General features: G+C 64.2%; 23 protein-coding genes and 1 riboswitch. Of the genes, 7 read left to right on the top strand and 16 right to left on the bottom strand.

The window, feature by feature from the left end; genetic code table 11:
* Positions 1 to 117 precede the first annotated feature (117 nt).
* From gcvT to E1809_RS05595, 3 genes are all read right to left on the bottom strand, one after another.
* A complete protein-coding gene (gene gcvT, locus E1809_RS05585; protein ID WP_133203235.1) occupies positions 118 to 1,260 on the bottom strand; it encodes a glycine cleavage system aminomethyltransferase GcvT in 1,143 nt (380 codons plus the stop codon).
* 11 nt (positions 1,261 to 1,271) lie between these two features.
* Positions 1,272 to 4,124: an aminomethyl-transferring glycine dehydrogenase gene (gene gcvP, locus E1809_RS05590; RefSeq protein WP_133203236.1), complete on the bottom strand. Its 2,853-nt coding sequence runs from the start codon at positions 4,122 to 4,124 to the stop codon at positions 1,272 to 1,274.
* A 190-nt stretch (positions 4,125 to 4,314) separates the two neighbouring features.
* Positions 4,315 to 4,412: riboswitch (glycine riboswitch) on the bottom strand.
* A 141-nt stretch (positions 4,413 to 4,553) separates the two neighbouring features.
* Positions 4,554 to 5,102, bottom strand: coding sequence for a TetR/AcrR family transcriptional regulator (locus E1809_RS05595; RefSeq protein ID WP_133203237.1), 549 nt, complete (start codon positions 5,100 to 5,102; stop codon positions 4,554 to 4,556).
* A 68-nt stretch (positions 5,103 to 5,170) separates the two neighbouring features.
* Between E1809_RS05595 and E1809_RS05600 the strand changes: the two genes are divergently transcribed.
* Entirely contained in the window at positions 5,171 to 6,715 is a 1,545-nt protein-coding gene (locus tag E1809_RS05600) for an MFS transporter (protein WP_133203238.1), read from the top strand.
* 4 nt (positions 6,716 to 6,719) lie between these two features.
* On the opposite strand, the gene E1809_RS05605 is transcribed toward E1809_RS05600, so the two are convergent.
* Together E1809_RS05605 and E1809_RS05610 are read right to left on the bottom strand one after the other, a co-directional pair.
* A complete protein-coding gene (locus E1809_RS05605) occupies positions 6,720 to 7,181 on the bottom strand; it encodes an SRPBCC family protein (RefSeq protein ID WP_133203239.1) in 462 nt (153 codons plus the stop codon).
* A 2-nt stretch (positions 7,182 to 7,183) separates the two neighbouring features.
* A complete protein-coding gene (locus tag E1809_RS05610; RefSeq protein ID WP_133203240.1) occupies positions 7,184 to 7,525 on the bottom strand; it encodes an ArsR/SmtB family transcription factor in 342 nt (113 codons plus the stop codon).
* Between the two features lie 96 nt (positions 7,526 to 7,621).
* Here E1809_RS05610 and E1809_RS05615 point away from each other — a divergent pair, with 96 nt between their 5' ends.
* On the top strand, positions 7,622 to 10,411 hold the full coding sequence (locus tag E1809_RS05615; RefSeq protein WP_235835463.1) for a PEP/pyruvate-binding domain-containing protein: 2,790 nt from the start codon (positions 7,622 to 7,624) through the stop codon (positions 10,409 to 10,411).
* Positions 10,412 to 10,444: 33 nt separating this feature from the next.
* Here E1809_RS05615 and E1809_RS05620 read toward each other — a convergent pair whose 3' ends face one another.
* Positions 10,445 to 10,951, bottom strand: a complete 507-nt coding sequence (locus E1809_RS05620; RefSeq protein ID WP_235835464.1) for a sigma-70 family RNA polymerase sigma factor — start codon at positions 10,949 to 10,951, stop codon at positions 10,445 to 10,447.
* 173 nt (positions 10,952 to 11,124) lie between these two features.
* Here E1809_RS05620 and E1809_RS05625 point away from each other — a divergent pair, with 173 nt between their 5' ends.
* Positions 11,125 to 11,703, top strand: coding sequence for a hypothetical protein (locus tag E1809_RS05625; RefSeq protein ID WP_133203241.1), 579 nt, complete (start codon positions 11,125 to 11,127; stop codon positions 11,701 to 11,703).
* Between the two features lie 56 nt (positions 11,704 to 11,759).
* On the opposite strand, the gene E1809_RS05630 is transcribed toward E1809_RS05625, so the two are convergent.
* From E1809_RS05630 to E1809_RS05655, 7 genes are all read right to left on the bottom strand, one after another.
* Positions 11,760 to 12,701, bottom strand: coding sequence for a hypothetical protein (locus E1809_RS05630; protein ID WP_235835465.1), 942 nt, complete (start codon positions 12,699 to 12,701; stop codon positions 11,760 to 11,762).
* Positions 12,698 to 13,345, bottom strand: coding sequence for a DUF6318 family protein (locus tag E1809_RS27965; protein WP_374102654.1), 648 nt, complete (start codon positions 13,343 to 13,345; stop codon positions 12,698 to 12,700). The genes E1809_RS05630 and E1809_RS27965 overlap by 4 nt, the downstream gene beginning before the upstream one ends.
* A 61-nt stretch (positions 13,346 to 13,406) precedes the next feature.
* On the bottom strand, positions 13,407 to 14,036 hold the full coding sequence (locus tag E1809_RS05635; protein WP_133203242.1) for a DUF6318 family protein: 630 nt from the start codon (positions 14,034 to 14,036) through the stop codon (positions 13,407 to 13,409).
* Positions 14,037 to 14,194: 158 nt separating this feature from the next.
* Entirely contained in the window at positions 14,195 to 14,578 is a 384-nt protein-coding gene (locus E1809_RS27330; RefSeq protein WP_235835466.1) for a flagellar motor switch protein FliM, read from the bottom strand.
* A gap of 105 nt (positions 14,579 to 14,683) precedes the next feature.
* Complete coding sequence (locus E1809_RS05645) at positions 14,684 to 15,094, bottom strand: VOC family protein (protein ID WP_133203243.1); 411 nt, start codon at positions 15,092 to 15,094, stop codon at positions 14,684 to 14,686.
* 9 nt (positions 15,095 to 15,103) lie between these two features.
* The gene (locus E1809_RS05650; RefSeq protein WP_133203244.1) at positions 15,104 to 15,544 is read right to left on the bottom strand and encodes a helix-turn-helix transcriptional regulator; all 441 of its coding nucleotides are present in this window, start codon (positions 15,542 to 15,544) and stop codon (positions 15,104 to 15,106) included.
* 269 nt (positions 15,545 to 15,813) lie between these two features.
* On the bottom strand, positions 15,814 to 16,563 hold the full coding sequence (locus E1809_RS05655) for an ABC transporter permease (RefSeq protein ID WP_133203245.1): 750 nt from the start codon (positions 16,561 to 16,563) through the stop codon (positions 15,814 to 15,816).
* 207 nt (positions 16,564 to 16,770) lie between these two features.
* Between E1809_RS05655 and E1809_RS05660 the strand changes: the two genes are divergently transcribed.
* From E1809_RS05660 to E1809_RS05670, 3 genes are read left to right on the top strand one after another with little or no spacing between them, the layout of a single operon-like run.
* Positions 16,771 to 17,832, top strand: coding sequence for an iron ABC transporter substrate-binding protein (locus E1809_RS05660; RefSeq protein ID WP_133203246.1), 1,062 nt, complete (start codon positions 16,771 to 16,773; stop codon positions 17,830 to 17,832).
* A gap of 4 nt (positions 17,833 to 17,836) precedes the next feature.
* Positions 17,837 to 19,438 carry an ABC transporter permease gene (locus E1809_RS05665; RefSeq protein WP_133203247.1) on the top strand — a complete coding sequence of 534 codons (1,602 nt, stop codon included), beginning with the start codon at positions 17,837 to 17,839 and terminating at the stop codon, positions 19,436 to 19,438.
* A complete protein-coding gene (locus tag E1809_RS05670; protein WP_205754104.1) occupies positions 19,435 to 20,586 on the top strand; it encodes an ABC transporter ATP-binding protein in 1,152 nt (383 codons plus the stop codon). The genes E1809_RS05665 and E1809_RS05670 overlap by 4 nt, the downstream gene beginning before the upstream one ends.
* 40 nt (positions 20,587 to 20,626) lie before the next feature.
* On the opposite strand, the gene E1809_RS05675 is transcribed toward E1809_RS05670, so the two are convergent.
* On the bottom strand, positions 20,627 to 21,526 hold the full coding sequence (locus E1809_RS05675; RefSeq protein WP_133203248.1) for a patatin-like phospholipase family protein: 900 nt from the start codon (positions 21,524 to 21,526) through the stop codon (positions 20,627 to 20,629).
* A 204-nt stretch (positions 21,527 to 21,730) separates the two neighbouring features.
* Between E1809_RS05675 and E1809_RS05680 the strand changes: the two genes are divergently transcribed.
* The gene (locus E1809_RS05680; protein ID WP_133203249.1) at positions 21,731 to 22,315 is read left to right on the top strand and encodes an MOSC domain-containing protein; all 585 of its coding nucleotides are present in this window, start codon (positions 21,731 to 21,733) and stop codon (positions 22,313 to 22,315) included.
* 26 nt (positions 22,316 to 22,341) lie between these two features.
* On the opposite strand, the gene E1809_RS05685 is transcribed toward E1809_RS05680, so the two are convergent.
* Both E1809_RS05685 and E1809_RS05690 read right to left on the bottom strand, forming a co-directional pair.
* Entirely contained in the window at positions 22,342 to 23,382 is a 1,041-nt protein-coding gene (locus E1809_RS05685) for a sensor histidine kinase (RefSeq protein ID WP_133203250.1), read from the bottom strand.
* 11 nt (positions 23,383 to 23,393) lie between these two features.
* Positions 23,394 to 24,068 (bottom strand): response regulator transcription factor, encoded by a 675-nt coding sequence (locus E1809_RS05690; protein WP_133203251.1) that lies wholly within the window; start codon positions 24,066 to 24,068, stop codon positions 23,394 to 23,396.
* Position 24,069: the final 1 nt, after the last annotated feature.

Below are 24,069 nucleotides of genomic sequence, written 5' to 3' on the forward strand. Positions count from 1 at the left end.
CTTTTCCTTTACGTTTGAAACTCTTTGGTCTGATGGAGTTTGTGTACAGATCATGCCCTCTAAAAGCGTTCTTAAGGGGTGTGACCTGTACACAAACTCCAGTGGGGTGCTGTGGTTTTAGCGTTTGTAGAAGGGCAGGGCGACGACCTCGAAGGGTTCGGCCTTGCCGCGCAGGTCGATGTCCAGGGCGGTGCCCAGTTCGGAGTGTTCGACGTCGACATACGCCAACGCGACCGGGTAACCGAGCGTGGGGCTCGGCTGGCCCGAGGTCACCTCGCCGACGACGACGCCGTCCTTCAGGACCGGGTAGTGGCTGCGTCCCGCGCGGCGGCCGAGGCCCTTGAGGCCAACGAGCTTACGGCCCGTGCTGGTTCCGGCGCCTTCGGCTTTGAGGGTTTCCAGGGCGGCCCGGCCCACGAAGTCGCTTTCCTTGGCGAGCGAAACCACCGGGCCCAGGCCCGCAGCGAAGGGGTTGGTCTCGCGGGAGAGCTCGTTGCCGTAGAGGGGCATGCCGGCTTCCAGGCGCAGCGAGTCGCGGCAGGCCAGGCCGGCTGGGATGAGTTCGCCGTCTTCGGCCACGGCCGTGATGGCTTCCCACAGGGCTGCGGCGGAGTCGTTGTCCACGAAGATCTCGAAGCCGTCCTCGCCGGTGTACCCGGTGCGGGCAAGCAACAGTTCGGTGGTCTTCCCGGCCACGAGGAAGGGCACCTCGACGGCGGCGTAGTACTTCAGCCCGGTCACGAGCTCGTGCTGCGCGGCCGGGACCAGGCGGAGCAGGATCGCCTCGGCCTTGGGGCCTTGCACGGCGATCAGCGAGGTCGCCGCGGAGGCGTCCTCCACGACGACGTCGAAGCCGGCGGCACGCTCGGCCAAGGCCGCGGCGACCACCTTGGCGTTGCCCGCGTTCGGGACCACGAGGAACTTGTCGCTGCCGTCCGCCGGGGACGGGCGGCGATAGGTGATGAGGTCATCGATGATGCCGCCGTCTTCTTGGCAGATCAGCGAGTACTTGGCCTTGCCCACGGCCATGGCGGAGATCTTGCCCACCAAGGCGTAGTCCAGGAACGCAGCGGCGTCCGGGCCGGTCACCCAGACTTCGCCCATGTGGGAGAGGTCGAACAGGCCAGCGGACTGCCGGACGGCGTGGTGTTCGGCCAGTTCCGAGGAGTACTTCAAGGGCATCTGCCAGCCACCGAAATCGGTGAAGGAAGCGCCGAGCTTTTTGTGCTCTTCATAGAGCGCGGTGTAGTTCTCAGACATATCGGGATCCTTTAGTTTTCAAACTCGGAAAGCGGCGGGCAGGAGCAGACCAAGTTCCGGTCCCCTGCCGCGCCGTCGATGCGGCCGACGGGCGGGAAGTACTTGTCCTGGGCGAGGTGGTGGACCGGGAACGCGGCCTGCTCACGCGGGTACGCACGGTCCCAGGAGGAACTCACGACGGCGGCAGCCGTGTGGGGTGCGTGGCGCAGCGGGGACTCTTCCACGGTGAAGTCACCGTTGGCGACCTGCTCGATTTCCTTGCGGATGGTGATCATGGCCTCGATGAAGCGGTCGATCTCGCCCAGGTCCTCGGACTCGGTCGGTTCAACCATCAAGGTGCCGGCGACCGGGAACGCCAGGGTGGGGGCGTGGAAACCGAAGTCGATGAGGCGCTTGGCCACGTCCTCGGCCGTGACACCGGTCTTGTGCGTCAGTTCGCGCAGGTCCAGGATGCACTCGTGGGCCACGAGGCCGCCCTCACCCGTGTACAGGACCGGGAAGTGCTCGTTCAGGCGGGACGCGACATAGTTCGCAGCCAGCAGCGCGGACTTGGTGGCTTCGGTCAGGCCTTCCCCGCCCATCAGCTTCACGTAGGCCCAGGAGATCGGCAGCACGCCGGCCGAACCGAACCGGGACGCGGAGATTGCCACGCCGTGTCCGTCCTCGTGTGCGGCCTTGTTCGCGTCGCCGGGCATGAACGGTGCCAGGTGGGCCTTGGCCGCGACCGGGCCCACGCCGGGTCCGCCGCCGCCGTGCGGGATGCAGAAGGTCTTGTGCAAGTTCAGGTGCGAGACATCGCCGCCGAACTTGCCCGGCTGTGCCAGGCCCACCAAGGCGTTCAGGTTCGCGCCGTCAACGTAGACCTGCCCGCCGGCCTCGTGGACGGAGTCGCAGATCTCGCGCACGTCGGCGTCGTAGACACCGTGCGTGGACGGGTAGGTGATCATGATGCAAGAGAGAACGTCGCGGTTGGCTTCGATCTTGGCCTGCAGGTCCGCGTGGTCGATCGTGCCGTCGGCTGCCGTAGCCACGACGACGACCTTCATGCCGGCCAGCACCGCCGACGCCGCGTTCGTGCCGTGGGCGGACGCCGGAATCAGGCAGACATTGCGCTGCTCATCGCCCCGGGACAGGTGGTAGCCGCGGATCGCCAGCAGGCCGGCCAGCTCGCCCTGGGATCCGGCGTTGGGCTGGATCGAGACTTGGTCGTAGCCCGTGATCTCGGTCAGCTGGGCTTCCAAGTCGGCGATCAGTTCGCGCCAGCCCACGGTCTGGGAATCCGGGGCGAAGGGGTGGATCGAGGCGAACTCAGGCCAGGAAATGGCTTCCATCTCCGCCGTTGCGTTCAGCTTCATAGTGCACGAGCCCAGCGGGATCATGGTGCGGTCCAGCGCGAGGTCACGGTCCGAGAGCTTGCGGATGTAACGCAGCAACTGGGTCTCGGAACGGTGGGTGTTGAACACCGGGTGCTGCAAGTAATCCGAGGTACGTCCGACGGCGGAGTCCAGGCCGAAGCCCTCGATCGAGTCAAGCAGCGTCGCACCGAAGACTGCTGCGACGTCGGCGAGGATCGCCGGCGTCGTGGTCTCGTCGACCGAGATGCCGACAGTGTCGGCGTCGATGCCGCGCAGGTTGATGCCCTTGGCTTCCGCGGCCGCGACGACGTCTGCTGCCTTGCCGGGGACGCGGACGGTGACGGTGTCGAAGAAGCTGCCGTGCAGGACTTCAAGGCCGGCAGCCGTCAGTGACGCTGCAAGGGTGCGGGCGTGCTTGTGGGCGGTTTCGGCGATTGACTTCAGCCCGTCGGGGCCGTGGTAGACGGCGTACATCGAGGAGACGATGGCCAGCAGAGCCTGCGCGGTGCAGATGTTCGAGGTGGCCTTCTCGCGGCGGATGTGCTGCTCGCGGGTCTGCAGCGCCAAACGGTAGGCCGGGGTGCCGGCGTCGTCCTTGGACACACCCACCAGGCGGCCCGGCATCGACCGCTCGAGGCCCTTCTGCACGGCCATGTAGGCCGCGTGCGGGCCGCCGAAGAACAATGGCACGCCGAAACGCTGGGTGGAACCGACGGCGATATCGGCGCCCTGCTCACCCGGAGGCGTGATCAGCGTCAGCGCAAGCAGGTCAGCGGCGACCGTGACCAGCGCACCGCGTTCCTTTGCGGCGGCGATCACGGCGGAGTGGTCGAACACCCGGCCCGAAACACCCGGCTGCTGCAGCACGATACCGTTGATGTCGCCGTCGGGCAGACCGGCCGAAAGGTCAGCGATCTCGACCTCGAAGCCCAGCGCCTCGGCGCGGCCCTTCACGATCGCGATGGTCTGCGGCAGGCAATCAGCGTCAAGGACGGTCTTGCCGTCGTGGGCCGTCTTGTTCTTGTTGGCCCGGCGCATCATGAGCACAGCCTCGGCAACGGCCGTGGCTTCATCCAGCAGCGACGCGTTCGCGATCGGCAGGCCCACCAGGTCCTGGACCATCGTCTGGAAGTTCAGCAGGGCTTCGAGGCGGCCCTGGGAAATCTCGGGCTGGTACGGCGTGTACGCGGTGTACCAGGCCGGGGACTCAAGAATGTTCCGGCGGATGACCGCGGGCGTCACGGTGTCGTAGTAGCCCTGCCCGATCATCTGGACCGCGGTCTTGTTCTTGGACGCCAGCTTGCGCAGCTCGGCGAGGACCTCAACCTCGCTCAGCGCGTTCTGGAGAGTCAGTGCGACGTCCTGGCGGATGTCGTTGGGAACCGCGGTATCAACGAGCGAATCGACGCTGTCATAACCGACAGCCTTGAGCATGATGTCAATATCGGCCTGGCGGCGGGCGCCGATATGCCGGTCAACAAACGTTGCGGAGGTGGAACTAACCGTCACGAAGGAACTCCATTACTAAGGCGGCGCAAGGTACGCCACAGCTATTCGGGTTCCTCCCCGCTCTGTATTGGACCTGAGAGTTTCCGCAGGCATGATTGCCCGCTTGCACCGTCGGTGAGCACGGCACATCCTGTTCGCGGTTCCGGGAACTTCCGGGACCATGGGACGGCTTGCTGCTTTCCAGAGTTGCCTTGCCGCGGCGGTGCATTGGCCTGAGAGATTCCTGGGGAGGGTTTGCTCCTACGGCGCCTGCATCACTTGCTTGCAGGACTCTCCCGCCGCAGGTCAAAGGCGTATTCAGTTGTGTGAGTCAGATCGCGGAAGCCGGTGACAGCTCCCACAAGGTTCAATTCTCCTATGTCCGGAGCCGCTCCGCAAATGGGGTCACCATTTGGGTAGGGCGCCAGGTTTTTCAGTTGCACACGTGTTTCAGTTGCGCAGGCGTTCGACGGCGGCAAGCAGCGCTGCGACGTCGGCACTTCTCTCGTCGGCCTTGCTTTCACCGCCGGCGGCCCCACCTTCCAGCATCGCGTTGAAATACAGCCCATCGCCCATGTACCGCACCGCACGTGCCATCTCCGGCCCCACTTCTTCGGCGAGCAGATCGAGCCATTGCTGTTGGATCCCGGCAAAGCGCCTGCGCGTTTCCTCGTGGGCGACTTCCACAAGGCGGGCGGCGGCCACGAAGACCCTATCCAAGGGAGAGTTCGCCCACAGGGAAGATTTGATGAAGAAAGCCGCGGGTCCTTCGGGCGCGGCCTTCATTTCCGCGACGTCCTTCGCGGCCAAGGTATCCATGCGCTCCAGGAGGGCCGCGATCAGCGCTTCCTTGTTGGGGAAGTGGTAAAGCAGGCCGCCTTTGGACACCCCCGCTTGCTTGGCGACGGCGTCCAGCGTTGCCCCCCGCTCCCCCACGTCGATCAACAGGGCTTCATAGGCGTCCAGGACGGCGTCCCGGGCAACAGGTTTTCGAGGCATGGTGTCCATCTTTCCCTAGGTCTCGATGTCAATTGAAACTATACCGTCCAGACGGTACAGTTATTTCCATGTTCAGCCCGTCCACAACCCAGCTCTCCCGCACTCCCTCCGCGCCTAACACTGCGCCGTGGCGCGATTGGGCAGCCCTGGCCCTTTTGATGTTTCCGGTACTGCTGGTCGCGGTGGACAACACCGCGCTGACCTTCGCTTTGCCGGAAATCGCCAGGAAGCTCGACGTCGGGGGCGTCCAGTTGCTGTGGATCGTGGACTCGTACGCGCTCGTATTGGCGGCATTGCTGGTCTCGATGGGGAATCTCGGCGACCGGATCGGCCGCCGTCGACTGTTGTTGCTCGGAAGCACGGGCTTCGCTGCCGTCTCCGCGGCCTCGGCGTTCGCGCCATCGCCTGAATGGCTCATTGCGGGCCGTGCGGGATTGGGCATTTTCGGTGCCATGCTCATGCCGTCAACGCTGTCCCTGATCCGCAACATCTTCCCGGACCCCAACCGGCGTCGGCTTGCCATCGCAATTTGGGCTGCCGGCTTCTCGGGTGGTGCGGCGCTCGGCCCGATCTTCGGCGGCTGGCTCGTTGAGCACTTTTGGTGGGGAGCCGTATTCCTTGTGGCCGTGCCGCTCCTGCTGCCTTTGCTTGCCTTTGGCCCGTTCCTCATCCCGGAATCCAAGGACAGCAATCCAGGCAAAGCCGATGTCCCAAGCGTCGCTTTGTCCATCTTGGCCATGGCGCCCGTTGTCTACGGCATCAAGGAAGCCGCCGTGCACGGTTTCGGCCCCGGCCCTGCGGCGTTCATCGTGTTCGGCCTGGCCATGGGAGTCGTCTTTGTCCGCCGGCAGCGCTCCTTGGCTTCGCCCATGTTGGACGTGCGGCTGTTCAGGAACAAGGTATTCAGCACGGCGATTACCGCCAACATCTTGTCCTTGTTTTCCATGACGGGCTTCATCTATTTCTTCGCGCAGCACTTGCAGCTTGTGGAGGGACAGACTCCCATGGAGGCCGGAATCGCGATGGTCCCCGCGCTGCTCGCGACGATCCTCGCGGGGCTCGTGGTGGTTCCCGTGGTCAAGAAGATCCGGCCGGGACTGGTGGTCGCTTCAGGCCTGACCCTGAACGCGGTGGGCTACCTCGTGGCGGCTGTCGGGAACCATGGCCAAGGGCCGGGATACCTATTGACCGCGCTCTTGCTGCTCGCCGTGGGAGTCGGTTCGTCCGAGACCATTTCCAACGACCTCATCCTCGGCGCCGTGCCCGCAGACAAGGCCGGTGCGGCCTCGGCGATCTCCGAGACCGGCTACGAACTTGGATCCCTCCTCGGGACGGCTGTGCTTGGCTCGATCCTCACGGCGTCCTACCAGCAGCACCTCCTGCTGCCTGGCGGCTTGTCCGGACACTCGGCCGAACGTTCCCGCGAAACCCTTGCCGGAGCAGTGGATACCGCTGCGACACTCCCCCAGCCGATGGCCGAAGCCCTGACCGCCGCGGCGCGTTCCGCCTTTGAATCCGGCGTGCACATCACCGCGGCGATCGGGCTGGTACTGATGGCAGGAGCGGCGGTCCTTGCCGCCGTCGTACTCCGCCGGATACCGGCTGCGAAGTAGCCGTTCAGTTGCCTTCCACGAAGGCCTTCAGGGCATCGAGGAGTCCTTCGGTGCCCTCTTTGCGGCCTTCGACGTGGTCTTCCGCAGTGAAGTAGGCGCCCTGCTCGGTGAGCGTGAGCCGGGTGCTATCACCGTCGGATTCCAATTCGATGGTGGACAGGGAGACGGACATCCGCTCGCCGTTGAGATACATCTCGTAGGTGTAGACCATCCGTTCGTTCTCGACGATGTCGTGGTACACGGACTTCATCGTGGACACGAATCCGCCCTCGGGACCGCCAGTATCGGTCTCCGTGCCGCCTTCACGGAAGTCGAGGCTGGATTCGCCCTGCGTCCACTCGTCCGGACCGTGGAACCACTTCTTCTTGTTGCCGTAGTCCGAAAACGCCGCCCAGACGCGGGACACGGGCGCGTCGAGCTTGCGCTCAAGGGTGAAGCTTGCGTGGGTGATGGGGGTGCTGCTCATGGCTACTCCTGCTCGGGTTTGTGGTTGAGGAAATTCTCCAAGCGGTCCAGGCGCCGCTCGGCCGAGGTGCGGCGAAGGCCCAGCCAGGCCTCCGCCTCGCGGACCGTTCCCGGAACTACGCTGCAACTGCGGACCCGTCCGATCTTTTCGCTACGGACCAGCCCGCTGCTCTCCAGGACCTGGAGGTGCTGGACAATCGCCGGCAGGCTCATGGCGAAGGGCTTCGCCAGTTCCGAGACCGACGCCGGCCCCTCGCATAGCCGGGCGACGATCGCCCGTCGCGTCGGGTCTGCGAGGGCGTGGAAGACGGAATCGAGGTCCACGCCGGATTGATTGTTAGGCACACACTTAAGTATCTGCTTAAGTGTTGCGAAGTCAATGGGCTTGTGCCTTTCGCTCAGGAGATGCCCGGCGTAGCGTGTGATGCGGCACCGGCCCACATGAGCACAGGAAACTGGATCGAGGGAGCATCGGCGATGGTTTTCACGCAACGGTTTGAGGAGATCGACGGCGGAGACGTCGCGAGCGCAGGCGGCAAGGGTGCGAACCTGGGCGAGCTGACCCGCGCCGGGTTCCCCGTTCCGCCGGGCTTCGTGATCCTCACGAACGCCTATGTGGCGTTCCTGGAGTCCAACGGGTTGACGGCCCGCGTGGCGGAACTGGCCGGTGGAGGATCCTCCGACGACGCCGAACGGGAGATCCGCGCCCTGTTCCGTTCCGGCGTCGTTCCGGAAGGGATTTCGGAAGAGATCCAGGCGGCGCTGCTCAGCCTGGGCGCCGGGCCTGAGGCGACCTTCGCCGTGCGGTCATCCGCCACGGCCGAAGACTTGGCCGACGCCAGTTTCGCGGGCCAGCAAGATACCTATCTGAATATCCATCCCGCCGGCCTCGAAGGCGCCATCAAGGACTGTTGGGCTTCCCTGTGGACGGCGCGGGCCATGGATTACAGGGCGCGCCGGGCAATAGGCACGGAGGGGTTGAGCCTCGCCGTGGTGATCCAAGTGATGGTCGAGTCCGAGGTTTCCGGGGTCATGTTCACGGCCAATCCGCGCACCGGGCGCCGCGAGGAAATCATGGTGAGCGCCGCATGGGGGCTCGGGGAATCCGTGGTCAGCGGCGCTGTCAGCACTGACGACTACGTAGTGGACAAATCGTCGGCGAAGGCGAAATCGAGTTTCATCGCGGACAAGGACGTGATGACCGTTTATGCCACCGGCACGCCGGACAGCACTCCCGGCGGTACCGCCGAACATCCTGTTCCGGATGCGCAACGCCGGCGCGCTGCCCTCGACGACGAACAACTCACCCAACTATCCGCGCTTGGCAAAGAGATCGAAGACCATTTCGGCGCTCCCCAAGACATCGAATGGGCTTTGGCCTCGGGACATGTCCATGTTGTCCAATCCCGGCCGATCACAGCCCTGCCCGAACCCGCCGGCGATGCCCCCACAGACTGGACCGTGCCCTACCCGGACGGGCTGTATTTCCGGGCCAGCATCGTCGAACAATTGCCGGACCCGCTCTCGACCCTGTTCGCCGACATGATTGACGGCTCGGTCTCGAAGTCCATCACCAAACTCCTCGGCGAGGCCTTCAAGGGCAAGGCCGTGCGGGAAGGCGACGTGGCGCTGCCCACCATCAACGGCTACGCCTATTACTACTACCGGAACTCCGGCATGTGGCGGGTCATGGCCAAGTTCCCCGGCGCCATGGTTTCCCTCGCCCGCGGCCAGGCACACATGGGCGTCCAGGGATGGCGGGAATACTCCCATCCCCTCTACGCGAAACTCGTCCGCGACTGGTCGGCGAAGAATCTCAGTGAGCTCTCGAACGCTGAACTGTTCGACGGCGTCTCACAACTACTCGACGGCGGTACCGTCTACTACACAGCGGTGCAGTCCGTCATTCCGCTCGCGGCGACAAGCGAGATCGTCTTCGGGCGGTACTACGAAACCTTCGTGCGCCGTGCCGGCGACCCGCCTGCCCTGACCTTCCTCCTGGGATTCGACAGCGAGCCGATCCGCGCCGAAAAATCGCTCTACGACCTCGCGACGTGGACCAGGAAACACCCCGGGCTTGCCGGTGCGATCACCTCGGCTCCGATCCAGGCCATCGCCCGAGCGCTCACGCGCACCGGCGAGGGATCCGACGTCGGGATTCCAGGCGCGGACCCTGAATTGTGGCAGGAATGGTCCGCAAAATTCCATACCCACCTCGACCGCTACGGCCACGCCGTCTTCAACCTGGACTTCCTCAACCCTGTCCCCGCAGACGACCCATCTCCCCTGCTCAGCACCTTGAAGTTCTACCTGCGCGGCCAAGGGAACAATCCGCACGAACGCCAGGAAAAGGCGAAGAATCGGCGCGAGGAACAAACGCGAATCGTCCGGCGCAGGCTCGACCCCGCCCGCCGCGCCGCGTTCGACCGCCTTTTGGGCTGGGCCCAAGCCACCGTCCCGGTCCGGGAAGATGCCCTTGCCGATATCGGCCTCGCGTGGCCGCTCCTTCGCCGGGTGCTCCTCGAATTGGGCCGGCGGCTGACAGAAGCCGGAGTGATCGCTGCGCCCGACGACGTCTTCTGGCTTCGCACCCAGGAGGTCACCGCTGCCCGCACTTCCCTCGCCGGCTCCCTCGCCGACTCTCTCGCCGACGCCGTCGAACAGCGAAAAATGGCGTGGCGGGGACAACGCAAGGCAAACCCGCCCCAGATGTTGCCCGAGATCACGTGGGCGAACCGGGCATTCGGCAGCATGATGCCCGCGAACTCGCGCGAGCAGTCGGGCGACACGATCACCGGCGTCGGCGCGAGTGGCGGCAAGGTCACGGCCCCCGCCCGGGTCCTTGGCGGACCAGCCGACTTCGACCGGATGGAACCCGGCGACGTCCTTGTGGCGCGCATGACGACGCCGGCCTGGACATCGTTGTTCGCCATGGCTTCCGCTGTGGTCACCGACGTCGGAGGGCCGCTGAGCCACAGTTCGATCGTCGCTCGCGAATACGGCATTCCGGCGGTCTTGGGCACCGCTGTCGCGACGAGCCGCATCGAAAGCGGGCAGCTGATCCGGGTCGACGGCGATGCAGGCACAGTCACGCTCAAGATCGACGCACAGGAGCCGCCGGAAGCGTCGTCCGCCCGACCATCGAAGGTCAGGACCGCCGTCGGGATCGCGATGGGGGCCGCGCTCGCCGCCGGCGGTGTCGCCGTCGTCCGTCGCCTGAGGCGCCGGTAAGTATTTCCCTAGACCGCCTGGTTAAGGGCCGGATCATGGGCCGCGAATCCGCGGGTGATGCCGCCCAACGTCGCGGTGGCGAGTGTCGAGAGGTAGTCGTGCCGGCGTCGGGCGGTGATGCCGGACTGCGGCTCGAAGGTACTTAATGCGCTCGTCGGCAAGGACTGAGTGCTCCGGGGAGACGGTTTCCGCGGCGACGGTATCAACCACGACGTCGTCGAGCGGGGTGAGCGTGCGTGCGGCGTCCGCCAAGGCGGCTTCCACGACGCTGCGTTCGACGCCCAGTGCCGACGCCGTCTCTGACACTGTGGGCGTGCGGCCCAGGACGCCGGCCAGCGTTTCCTGGACGGACATGGTTTCCTTGATGCGCTTGCGGGCTGAACGCGTGGCCCAGTCGCTTGAACGCATCTCGTCCGCGAAGGCTCCGACGATCCGGCGACGCGCAAAGGCACCGAAGGGGACTCCGAGATCCGGGTCGAAGGAATCAGCGGACGTAATGAGCGCCACGGACCCTACCGACGCGAAATCGTCGCGTGACAAATGTGACCCCCGCGCGCAAACGAGCGGCAAGCTGCAGAGACCCTTCAGCTTGCCAAAAGTTGCCTGGTACAGACGTGTATTGAGTGAACACACCACCTAGTAGCTAACAATCCGTGTACGCTCAAGAAAAAGATCTAAAAACGGGCCGCGGAATCATTTTCGGAGGTCGAACCGTGGATTGGGGAACCGTGGGGGCGGACGAGTTATCGGCAACGCTGTGGCGTGAACGGAAACAGCTGGAACTGTTGTTGTTCCGGCTCGAATCGCAGTTGCTGCATGTGCGGGCCGGCAATTGGCAGTGGCTGAAGTTCACGGCCGCCGACATTGAGGGCGTCCTCGAAAACCTGCGGTTCGATACCCTTGCCCGGAACATCGAATCTTCGGCCGTAGCCGTCGAATGGAGGCTCCCCGCCAGCTCCACCCTGCCAATGATCATCTCGGTGGCGTCATCCGGCCTCTGGGAAGACCTGCTCCGGCAACACCATGAAGCCTTGGTCGAGTTGGTCAAGCGTGTTGAGGTCACGGCCGCGGCCAACATCGAAGCGTTGTCCGTGGGCCAACAAAGGACCGGCGACCCATTGCCTAACGGTGCACTTACCGGCGACGGCGTTGCAGTGGTCGTCCCGCCGCGCGACCCCTCGACTGAGGACGACGTGATGTTCCTAGCCGGGAGCGCAAACATCGAACGTGCCTTGGCTGCGACGCGGGATTGCTCGCTGCCGTTGCTCGAAGAGTTCCTGGGGCTGGGTTAGGGCTGGTTGGGTTTTTGGGTTTCGGGTGTCGGCGTGGCTTGGTGAATTCGCGGGTCCTATTTTGAGGGCACGCCGGGGCAGCCTTCGCCTTGGGGGTTCTGGAGGCAGTTATCGGCATAGTTGCGCGTGACCGAGCGCCACACGCTCACAGTCTGCGCCGGGGAAGCGAACTCCCCCGTGCCCGGGATCGGCAAATCCGGGCCACCATTCACCGAATACGTGCCACGAAACATCGTCGAGACCGACACCTGGAAATCACCGGTCTGCTTGTACACGTGGCTCGTACGCGTCTTCTCACCCCACCGCTCCTCCGGCAGCGGACCACCGGCAAACATCGTCGGCCCCAAACCACCGCCATCCCCATACCCGTACGTGTAATCGGTCGGGGTCGCCACCACACGCACCTTCTGACCGAGGATCACCACATCGAACCGCTGCTCCACCGCATCAGCGAACACGTTCGTCTCAGCACCCCTGAGAGTGTGCGGACTCGGCTGAATACCCAGAGCGGCCGGCTTGATAGGAAGAGTCCGGAAATCCGACAGAATCCTCCCGGCGAGCCTGGCCAACAGATCCTCCGGCTTCTGGTCGTACAAGCACGACGGACCATCACTGGGTGACTTCCAATCGGTCCAGGTCGGATTCTCCAGCGCGCGCGGAGCGACCTTCCAGATCACCGCCGAACCGGGCTTCCCGCCCGGCTCCCGCGGCGGACACTGCAACTGACCCGGAAGACACTTCTTATCCAAGTCGTCCCCGACCTGACACTGCAAAACCGGTTTGTACTGGTTCGGGTCATCATTGACGACACCGGGGGCGGCTCGAACAAGACCACCCGATTCCCCATCACGAATATAGATAAGCGGCTTTACCCCCGTATTACTCCAACGCGCTTCGCCATTTTCGGTGGCAGCCGACGCAGGCGGTCCACAAAGGCTCGTCAAAAGGAAAATAACTCCTATCAGGGAAAAGCGCGAGAGCCAACGTTCGTTGCTCATGCCAGTGGATTAACTGAGTCAAGCATCCATGCACCGTCAATAAACCTTAAGAAGGCGACATTCGCAGTGTTAGTCTCCTCGCCGGGCTGTCGGTATTCAATCCCTCCGGGTCCCCAATAGCGAATCTCACTCTGGATAACCTGAACAATCACGGGGATCCTACCGTCATTATGCGGAGTGAAGTTGGACTCGAAAGTCGGAGTCGAAAATGATCCACCACTGAGCCAACGATCCCCGGCATACGCTTTGGGAACGACCTCCTTCACTCCCTCGCACATCTCACAATTCGGTCCAGTGAGCTTCGTTAGCAGACCAATGTCACCGGTTTCATATGCGTACCCCATCACTTGAAACCAATAGGCCGTAAACGCTTCGGCGCCTTCCTTGCTGTTCGCCTTTGCAGCCTCCGGCAGCACGGGAATCGGGACATTCTGCGCTTTCCCCGTGGCGTCCCCGCGCTTGTAGACAGGTGTCGGCGTTGGAGTTGGCGTGACAGAGGCACTGACCGAGGCACTCGGCGAAACCGATTCGCCCCCTCCGGCCTGCGTCCCTGAAGAACACCCGAGTAGGACGGCCGTCGTTGTTGCGAAGACGGCGCCAAGTGTCAGGCGAGAACGTAATGAACCAGAAATCAGTAAATACATAATTTTATTTCCCCCAATATTTTTCAGATGTGAACTACCTAAAAAGCGTCCAGACGGTGAGCTACCGAATCAGTCCAAGATCTTTGACTTTCCACAATCCTGATTCGAATGAAGCAATCATCACTGACTCGGATTTCGACGCCGAGGTTGTCGGTTGACTAATGCTTCCGTCGGCTTCAAGGACATCAATCTTGTCCTGGACGACCTTGATCACCACCTGCTGCGTCGGAGCCTCAGGTTTGTATTTTGATTCGATTGACGGAGTCAGGATTTTGCCACCAACAAGCCAACGGCCGTTGGAATAGGCGGAATCCAACCCTTCCTTCAGACGAGTACAGAACTTGCAGTGCGGGGACATGTTGGCCGACCATGCGGTTACGTCCCCGGTCTCATAGGCGTACGAAAGAGTCTGGAACCAATATCGAGCGAATGCCTCAACGCCGTCTTCGCTATTTGCATTGGCCTCCTCCGGCAGCATCGGAATCCGGACATTTTGGGCCTTTCCTGTGGCATCGGCGAGCCTGTAGACCGCTGTCGCAGTCGGCGTCGGGGTGGCCGTGACGCTGACGGAAGGATCGCCCGATGCTCCCAATGAACCGTCAAGAGCACAGCCAGTAAGACCAAACATCACCCCGACTACAGCAATGGCAAAGGACCGGGCGCGAAAAGAAGTGGACGTGCGTGAAATCATGGCGTGCTATCCCCCAATAGTTGTATGCCTGAGCATCAGGGTAGCTGAAGTACCGGCAATGCGTCGAAAAGTTATCCACAGGCCAGATTCCCGGAGGACCGATGTTCCTCCAAACCTGCGCGAGTATCAGGGAAAAACGGGCGTTATGTGAGCGGGCGTCAGGGAAAAACGGGCGTAATGTGAGCGAGCGTCAGGAAGAAACCCGCCAGACCTGCGCGAGCGTCAGGAAAAACCCGCCGGGCGTGAGCGGGCGTTGGGGTTAGGGGCGTTGGTTTGGCGTGGGGTGTTTTGGCGCTGCCGGGGGCGGAGGCCGACGGGAGGGACGACGCGTATTCGTCATAGCTCTGCATGATGAGCTGTTCCAAGGTTACGGTGGACTTCACCCGGACCTTGGCCGTGAGCTGCGTTCCCCATTGCCGGGCGAACGTCTCGAACGCGACCTCCAGCACCCGGCTGTGCTGGCGCGGCAACGTGGTGGGTCGGCGGAAGTCGTAGACATCCACGGTGCGCCGTGGAGCCGTTTGATCTTCCTGTTCACTCACGGTTGGCACTATCGGCACGGAAAGAACCGGCGTAAGTGGTTTGCCGCGGAAACAAAACAGACCCGGGACGCCCGGCCTGGGCGCCCCGGGTCCGTTGACGATTGCTTAGGCGGCCGGCGCCTGGTTGATCCGCACCATGTTGCCCGAAGGATCGCGGAAGGCGCAGTCGCGGGGACCCCACGGCTGGTCGATCGGTTCCTGCATGACCTCCGCGCCGGAAGCCCGGACCTTCTCGAACAAGGCATCCACATCTTCGGAACGGAAGACGATTGGGCCCATGACGCCCTTCGTGACGAGCTCCTGGAGGGCATCGCCGTCGGCCTGGGAACGGCCGGCGTGCGGTTCGGACAAGACGATCTCGACGCCGGGCTGCGCCGTGCTGCCGAGCGTCACCCAGCGGAAACCGCCTTGCGCTACGTCGTTGAGCACCTCGAGTCCGAGGGCCCCTTGGTAGAAGCCCAGGGCTTCATCGACATCGTTGACAGTGATTTGCGAGTACTGCAGTGAAATGGTCATGCCATAACGCTAATCAGCGGCCATGGCGAGCGCTTCTTGGATCCTGCTCATTTCGTACCGCGAGGGCCGGGTCCGGATTTTCGCCACGCACGGAGGCATCAAGTCCACGGCACGGTGCTCGCGGCCGCGGTAAGCGCTGGGCGTCTCCCCCACGATTTCAGTGAATCGCGAACTGAAAGAACCAAGGGAAGTACAACCGACTTCCATGCACGCGTCTGTCACGCTCATCCCGGCGCGAAGCAGGGCCATGGCGCGCTCGATCCGGCGGGTCATGAGGTAGTTGTACGGAGTCTCGCCATACGTCGCCCGGAACTGCCGGGAAAAGTGCGCCGGGGACATGAACGCGTGGCTCGCCATTGTGGGCACATCCAGCGGCTTCGCGAACTCGCGGTCGATAAGGTCACGGGCCCGGCGCAAGTACGTTAGCTTGGCGAGGTCTTCCGGGGTCATGCCTTGAGCGTACCGCGGGCAGCAAGGCTTTTCCACGGACGGCGGCCGCCGACCGCCGTCGTCATCTCATTGCCCGGGATCACTGGCCGGCGCGAGCCTTGAGTGCCTCAGGAATCAGGGCATGGGCCGTTTCTGCTCGGAGTAGTGAAGCGCTGCTTGGTGGAAAAGCGGTTCACCCCTTACTGTCGGCCATGGGCGTTTGTGCGTTAGCTCGGGCGCGGAATCGATCGTTGCCCGCCCGCGCCCCGGCGACCGTCAGCGCGCGGCTGTCAGCGCAGCGGGGCCGGCCGCACCCGGACCGGGGCAAGGATTCCGATGATCATGATGGCCGTAATGGAACCGGCGGCCATGATGGCAGCGAGCACCACGATTTGGAAGCGTCCTGCCTCAAGGGGCGAGACCCCGCCGAAAATGGCGCCGACAAACGCACCGGGCAAGGTGACAAGCCCGGTGGTCTTCGTTTGGTCCGTGGACGGAATGAGCGCCGAATAGACGGCCCGCCGCGCGAGGTCCAGCGTTGCCTGCCTCGGCGTTGCACCCAGGGCAAGCCAGCCTTCCACTTCTTCCCAGTGCTCGTGGACGGATTCCTTGAAGCGCCGGCCGGCCAGGACCGCGATGGTCATTCCGTTCCCGATCACGATTCCGCCGATCGCGAGGGCGTACCGCGGGGTGAAGGAGATCGCTCCCGTGGCGAAAATGATGGCGAGGGTAGTCGCGATCCCGCCTGCCATCGAACCCGCTACCAGGCCAAGATGCGGCAAGCTCCAGCCGATCCTTCGGGCGGCGACCACCGCGGCTACGCCGAACATCACGAGCAAGGCGGCACCGACCCAAAGCGGGCTCGTGATCACTCCCCCGAGGACGAAGCTGATCGCGGCGAGCTGCACGGCACCGCGGAGGATTGCCAATGCCGGAGCGAACGGGTGCGGAGCCCGGAATGCCATGAGGAGGGCCAGGGTGCCTGCCACGAGGATGCCGACGCCAAGGAAGGTCGGCAGGAATTCGGCAATACCGGGCATGGAGCCAGACTATCCGCCTGCCCGGGTGTTCGACCGGGAGGCGCTAACCTGTATTAGGTCACGTAAATCTTGCGTAATGCATGTGATTCGCGTCACCAAACCCCATTCTGGATGGAAATTTAGGTATGGCTAACCTAAAGTTTCAAGCTGTGAGCCCGCCGCTTTTCGCGAGGCTCCCCTAGATTTGCTCGCAGAAAGAAGCTCCCCATGAAGATTCGCGCCAACGCGCTGGCAGGCATAGCAATCGCCGCCAGCGCGGCCCTGACCCTTGCCGCGTGCGGCAACGGCGGGTCCTCCGCAGCCTCCGATCCCTCATCCTCCTCCGCAGACGCGAAGGTCTCCGGTGAAATCACGGTCTACAACGCCCAGCACGACACCCTGACCAAGGAATGGGTGGACGCGTTCACCAAGGAAACCGGCGTCAAGGTCACGATCCGCCAGGGTTCGGACTCCGAACTTTCCAACCAGATCATCCAGGAAGGCGCGGCGTCCCCGGCCGACGTTTTCCTCACCGAGAACTCCCCCGCCATGGCGCAGGTCGAGAACGCAGGACTATTCGCGGACATCGACAAGGCCACCGTGGACCAGGTCCCCGCCGACTTCCGTCCCTCCACCAACAAGTGGACGGGCATCGCCGCCCGCTCCACCGTCCTGGTGTACGACAAGAACAAGATCAGCGAAGACAAGCTGCCCAAGTCCATGCTTGACCTGGCCAAGCCCGAATGGAAGGGCCGGTGGGCTGCTTCCCCGTCGGGCGCCGACTTCCAGGCAATCGTCGCCGCCCTGCTCGAACTCAAGGGCGAAGCCGCCACCACTGAGTGGCTCAAGGGAATGAAGGACAACTCCAAGGCCTACAAGGGCAACAGCACGGCCATGAAGGCAGTCAATGCCGGCGAAGTGGACGCAGCCCTGATCTACCACTATTACTACTACGGCGACCAGGCCAAGACGGGCGAGAACTCCAACAAGGTCACGCCATACTTCTTCAAGAACCAGGACCCTGGAGCCTTCCTGTCCATCTCGGGCGGCGGCGTGCTCAAGTCCTCGAAGAACGCCGCGGCCGCGCAGGCTTTCATCAAGTTCATCACCGGCAAGACGGGCCAGGAAGTCCTGAAGAACGGCACTTCCTACGAATACGCCATTGCCTCGAACGTAGACTCGAACGCTAAGCTCGTTCCCATCAAAGACCTGCAGGCTCCCACCGTGGATCCTGCCAAGTTGAACTCTTCGAAGGTCACCGACCTGATGACCAAGGCAGGACTGCTTTAAATCTGTGACCACTGATCTATCGGCTCGCGTTCGTTCAACGACATCGGAGAGCACGACGACGGCGGGCAGGGGCACGCGCCCCCGCCCGCCTTTCGGCGTTTCCGTTATATCCATCCTCGCGGTGCTTATCGCGCTGTTCGCGCTCGTCCCGCTGGGGTACGTCGCCTTCATGACGGGCGCGACCGGCTGGAGTACCGCCGTCGCACTCATCTTCCGGCCGCGCGTCGGCGAGCTGCTCCTGAACACCATCATGCTGGTGGTGTTCACGGTGCCCATATGCCTCGTGTTGGGGGTCGGGGGCGCATGGCTTGTTGAACGCACCAAGCTGCGCGGGCACCGCTGGTGGGCCGTGGCGCTGGCTGCCCCGCTGGCCATCCCGGCGTTCGTGAACAGCTACGCGTGGGTGTCTGCCGTCCCGTCGCTTGAGGGCATTTGGTCCGGCGTGCTCATTGCCACGCTGTCGTATTTCCCGCTCGTCTACATTCCGGCGGCGGCCACGCTGGGCCGCCTCGACCCCGCCATTGAGCAGTCGGCCGCGTCCCTCGGTTTGGGTCCGTGGGCGGTCTTCTTCCGCGTGGTCCTGCCACAACTGCGAATCGCAATGACCGGTGGCGGACTGCTGGTGTCCCTGCACCTGCTGGCCGAGTACGGCGCCTTTGCCATGATCCGCTTCGATACGTTTACGACGGCGATCATGACCCAGTTCCAGTCGACGTTCAACGGCACGGCCGGAAACATGCTCGCCAGCGTCCTGGTGTTCTTTTGCCTCATCCTGTTGCTCGTGGAGGTCAGGAGCCGCGGCACCGCACGCTATGCCCGCGTCGGTTCGGGCGCCCAGGCGAGGCCCACCAAGCTCGCGCTGCACCACTACCAAATCCCGTCCCAGCTTGCCCTGTTGGCCCTGACGCTCCTTGCCTTCGGACTGCCGATCTTATTCGTCTTCCGCTGGATTTTCGCGGGAGGCGCAGGAATCTGGTCGGCGGATGAATTCCTTCCCGCACTGCTCCAGACCCTCGGCTACGGCACCGTCGGCGCGGCGGCGACGGTCGTCGTCGGATTCCCCATGGCGTATCTCGCGGTGCGGCACCCCAGCTGGTTCAGCAAGATGCTGGAACTTTCCAACTACATCACCAGCTCCCTGCCCGGCATCGTGGTGGGCCTCGCCTTCGTGACCGTGAGCATCCGCCTGGTCCCGGGGATCTACCAGACCTCGGGCGTGCTCATCGCCGCCTACGTGCTGCTGTTCCTGCCGCGGGCCCTGGTCAACATCCGCTCCGGGCTTGCCCAGGCCCCCAAGGAACTGGACGAAGCCGCCCAATCGCTCGGCAAGGCCCCGCTCGTCTCTTTCCTCAAGGTCACGCTCCGGCTCACCGCGCCCGCGGCCGCCGGCGGTGCCGCCTTGGTATTCCTCGCCATCGTCAATGAACTGACGGCCACGCTGCTGCTCTCCCCCAACGGCACGCACACCCTGGCCACCGAATTCTGGAGCAAGAGCAGCGAGATCGACTACTCAGGCGCGGCCCCCTACGCGCTGCTGATGATCTTGCTGTCCGCCCCCATGACGTACTTGCTTTTCCAACAGTCCAAGAAAGTAGCCGGACAGTGACCGAACAATCCCCTTCAAGGCTTCCGGCTCCGCGGATCGCGGCATCGGTTGCTCCCACCACCAATCCCCATTTGGACATCGCCGAGGTCACTAAGAACTTCGGTGCGCAGGCTGTATTGAAGGGCGTCAACCTGTCCGTGGCCAAGGGCGGCACCACCGCCATCGTGGGTCCTTCGGGCTCGGGTAAGACCACCCTGCTCCGGCTTATCGCCGGCTTCGAACACCCCGCCACGGGTTCGATCAGCCTCAACGGGAAGACCGTGGCCGGCAACGGCGTCTGGGTCCCTGCCCACAAACGCCAGGTGGGGTACGTGGCCCAGGACGGCGCGCTCTTCCCGCACCTGACGGTGGGGCAGAACATTGCGTTCGGGCTGGACCGTTCAGCGCTCGACGGCGGTCGGCGCGCCGTTAAGTCGAGGGTCCAAGAACTGCTGGACATGGTTTCGCTCGACTCGGACATGGCCAAGCGGCGCCCCCACCAACTTTCCGGAGGCCAGCAGCAACGCGTGGCGCTCGCCCGGGCCTTGGCCCGCGAGCCGGAGCTCATGCTGCTCGACGAGCCGTTTTCCGCCCTCGACGCCGGCCTCCGCGTTGCCACCCGACGCGCCGTGGCGAAGGTCCTCAGCGAGGCCGGGGTGACCACCATCCTTGTCACGCACGACCAAGCCGAGGCACTGTCCTTCGCGGACCAGGTTGCCATCATGCGTGGTGGGAAACTGGCCCAGATCGGCAACCCCTTCGTGGTGTACACACGTCCCGCCGACCGCGCCACAGCCGAATTCCTGGGCGACGCGGTCATCCTGGACGCTTGGATGGAAGGTTCCCTCGCCACGTGTTCGCTGGGTGGAATCCCTGTGCGGCGTCCCCCGGCCCAAGGCCTTGTGCAATTGATGCTCAGGCCCGAACAGATCCGGATCGCCCCGGACGGGCCCATCCGGGGCGTGGTGGTGGATACAGACTACTTCGGCCCCGAGACCACCGTGCGGATCAAGCTCGCCCCGCGCGTTCCGACCCCCGGCGCCGTTGAATACCCCGGCGGCGGCGAAGTCATCACCATCCGCCACTGGAACGCCTCCATCACCCGCCCCGGCACCGAACTGTCGCTCCGAGTGGTGGGTGAAGGCGTGGCTTTCCCCGTGGAGGAGTAGAGGGGCCTGGCTTCCAGCCGGCGTCACATTGGTGGACGAATCAGCCCCAGAACGCGGAGAGACGTCCGGCGATAGCTTTGCCTTGTTCGTAACCGGCCCGCGCGGCTGGCGGACGCAGCGTCGGATCCATCGCGTTGGCGCCAAACATATGCTCGGCATCACTGTCCGGGAAGACGGTTTCAACCGCACTGCCGCCCGCCTGCAGTTCATGGACTTGCGCGGCGAGATCCATGCCCCACTCCAGTGGCATGCGCGTCCGGCCGCCAAACGGTGACAACACCAGCACCCGTCCATATCCGGCAGCGAGATCGGCATTTTCACTGCGTCTGTAGCCCCCGTTGATGTAACGGTTCTCACCGATACTGTACGGGGCCATCGAAGACGTGCTGGCAGCGACGGCGTCCACAAGATCGATTCCGCTGCTGCTGTCGAACACCACCGGCTCTCCCGTGCGGGCGTTGACCGCCGTGATGAGGACAGCTTGGGCCGGCCAGTGCTGGCTGGGAAGCCGACTGGCGACGACTGACCGCCAGCGCACCCCATTTGCCCCGTTGGACTCATCCATTTCGAGCGCCGCAGCACCCATCCGGCGTCTCATGTCGGACGCGTCCACGGCCGAAGCAATGATCCGGTTCGACCAGTCCATGTAGTTTGGCGGTGGAACATTTGAAGCCGGTCTCCGGCGCGATTCGGCGCTGCCGGCTGGCGGATGAGGCGTCTCGGCGAGGATCGGCGCATACAGTTCCGTCAGCGGCGTTCCGCTGGTTATTTGGGCCGCGACCGTGGAACCTGCCGAAGTCCCAATAATGACGTCGGCCTCGGTCACATCCACGCCGCCATCGAAGAGGCCGGCGATGAGGCCGATTTCCCAGGCGTTGCCTGACGATCCGGCACCGGCAAGCACCAAGGCCCGCCGATTCGAAGAAGAAGTTGTGTTCATGGGAGTCGCCTTTCGCGATTTGCCTTTGGACAGGCGCTCCCGATGGCGACTACTTCAGTCGCGAGACCGTGGACTTCGAGGGAGCGCCCACTGTGGATACTGCGTACATGGGTCTCACCTCCTGCGTCTGGATCACGATCGCTTGGAGCCTAGCAGGCTTCGTCGCGGAGGCGCAATCGTCAAAGCCGGGACTACGGTAGTTGCATGACGGAAAGCTATCGCTACGACGTCGAGATACTGCACCTCCTCGTCTCCCCAGGTCACGCGTATTTCGGACGCGCCCGCGACGGTGCTGCCGATGTGCCCACTACCGATGCCGGGAGTGTGGAAGTGGTCCAGGGAAAGGGCATCGTTGGTGACCGCTTCTTCGGGAAGGCCGCGCACATGGATGCCGCGGTGACGCTCTTCGCCGTCGAGGCCTTGGAAGCCATCGCGGCGGAGCTGGGCGCCGCGCCGTTCGATCCGTTGCTCACCCGCCGCAACATTGTCCTCCGCGGCGCGCATCTGGCACCGCTGGTCGGGCAGGAATTCGCGCTGGAGTCCGGGAGCGGCGGGCCAGGCAGCAGGGTGCTGTTGCGGGGCGGTCGGCCTGCCCACCCATGTGCCTGGATGGACCAAGTCCTCGCCCCAGGAGCGCACGCCGCCATGCGCGGACGCGGAGGTGTGCGGTGCCAACCGTTATCGAGCGGCGTCCTCCACCGCGGTCCGGCGTTACTCATCAGCCCGGTCCCCCTCGAACCCGCGAAGGCGGGCGAGGCCAAGCTGCTTCGGCCCTCGCGGCTGCCGTAATACTCGGGGGCTTGCCGCAGCGGCATTCATGACGACGCTGCTCCTGTTGGAGGCGTTCCCTTTCGAGGCGCTCCGGATGCGGCTAGGGGCAGGGAAATCTTCATGACGGTTCCCCGTGGTCCGCTCTTCTCGACGCCCACGGTTCCACCGGCGCCGGTGATGATTTCACGGACCAGCGCGAGGCCGATTCCGAAGCTGCGTTGGCCGCGGGAGCCTTCGCCACGCAAACTTTCCGGCCTGGGCGTCCGCACGAAGCGCTCGAAGATCCGGGCCTGGTCAACTCCCTTGATGCCGGGTCCCGAGTCAGCGACGGTGACCACGGCCCTGTTGCCGAGTGCCGCCGTCGTGATTTCCACCCGGCCTCCCCGCGGCGTGTGCGCGAGCGCGTTGTCGGCGAGTGCGAGGAGCGCCCGCCTGAACGCGCTGCCGTCGATCGCCGCGAGCGGCCGCGAGGTTTGCGTCAGAGTGACGCTGACGCCCTGCTCCCCCGCGAGTTCCTGCAAACTGTCGACGACGGCGGACGCGACGGCGGCGAGATCGCTCGGCTCGACCGCGGCTCCCCGGGGCGAACCGGTGGCGGCCACGAGCAGCTCGTTGACGATTCCGGTGAGGGTGGCGGTGTCGCTGCGGATGCGTGCGAGGGCCTGTCCGGTGGCGGAGTCGGGCGCGGTGCCGCGTTGGGCGAGTTGGACGCGGGCGTCGAGGATTGCCAAGGGCGTGCGCAATTCGTGGCTCGCGTCCTGGACGAACCGCCGTTGCAATGCCAAGGCGTCACCGAGGGGCCGGATGGCGCTCCGTGCGCTGAGCCAACCGATCGCGCCGGCGAGCACAATCCCTACAGCGCCCGCAACGATCATGGCCTTCAAAAGGTCCTTGGTGTCCAGGAAGGCATAGACCGAGTCGGGGTCCGAGGAACCGCGAACTCCGGGTTGGAGCGGCCTGTTGAAGAGGTAGATGGCGGCGGCCGCCAGCAGGATGAGCACCAGGACCGCGCAGGCTGCGCTGATCCGGGCGGCGATCTTCAGTGACGCCTTGCGGAGCGTCACCTGGTCAGTGTTCTCACTCATGGCGGAGGTTCTCAGTCATGGGGCTCGCCGATCTGGTAGCCGAGGCCGTGGACGGTGCGGATCACCGCTTTGGATATTTTCCGGCGCAAATGATGGACGTAAGTGTCGATGACGCCGGGTTGGTCCGTCGGATGAAACAGGGTACTGATGAGTTCTTCGCGGGTGAAGACCCGCTCCGGTTCGCTCGCCAGCGCCTCCAACAGGGACGCTTCCTTCGCCGTCAGCGTGACTACGGGACCGTACGTCGAGCGCATGGAGCGGGCACCGGCGTCGAACTCCCAATCCCCGATGCCGAGGGTCGCGGGCGGCCGGCCGTACGTCCTGGTGAGGGCGCGCAAGCGTGCGGCCAGTTCCAGGGCGTCGAACGGTTTGCTCATGTAGTCGTTCGCGCCGGCGTCGAGCCCGCGGATCTTCTCCTCGGTGGCGCCCAAGGCGGTCAGGATGAGGATGGGGGTGGCAATTCCCTTGGACCGCAGGGCCGACACCAACGCGATACCGTCCAGGAGGGGAAGCCCGCGGTCTATGACCATGGCGTCCCACACCTGCGTCAGGCCAAGGTGGAGGCCGTCCTGGCCGTTGACGGCAAGGTGGACCGAGAAGTCGTCCTCAAGCAGTTCGGCGATGAGTGGACCCAGGGCGGCGTCGTCTTCAACCAGGAGGATGGAAGGACGCTCAGCTGTTGTCATG

This window comes from Arthrobacter terricola, from assembly GCF_004354015.1.
In the GTDB taxonomy this organism is placed as follows: domain Bacteria; phylum Actinomycetota; class Actinomycetes; order Actinomycetales; family Micrococcaceae; genus Arthrobacter; species Arthrobacter terricola.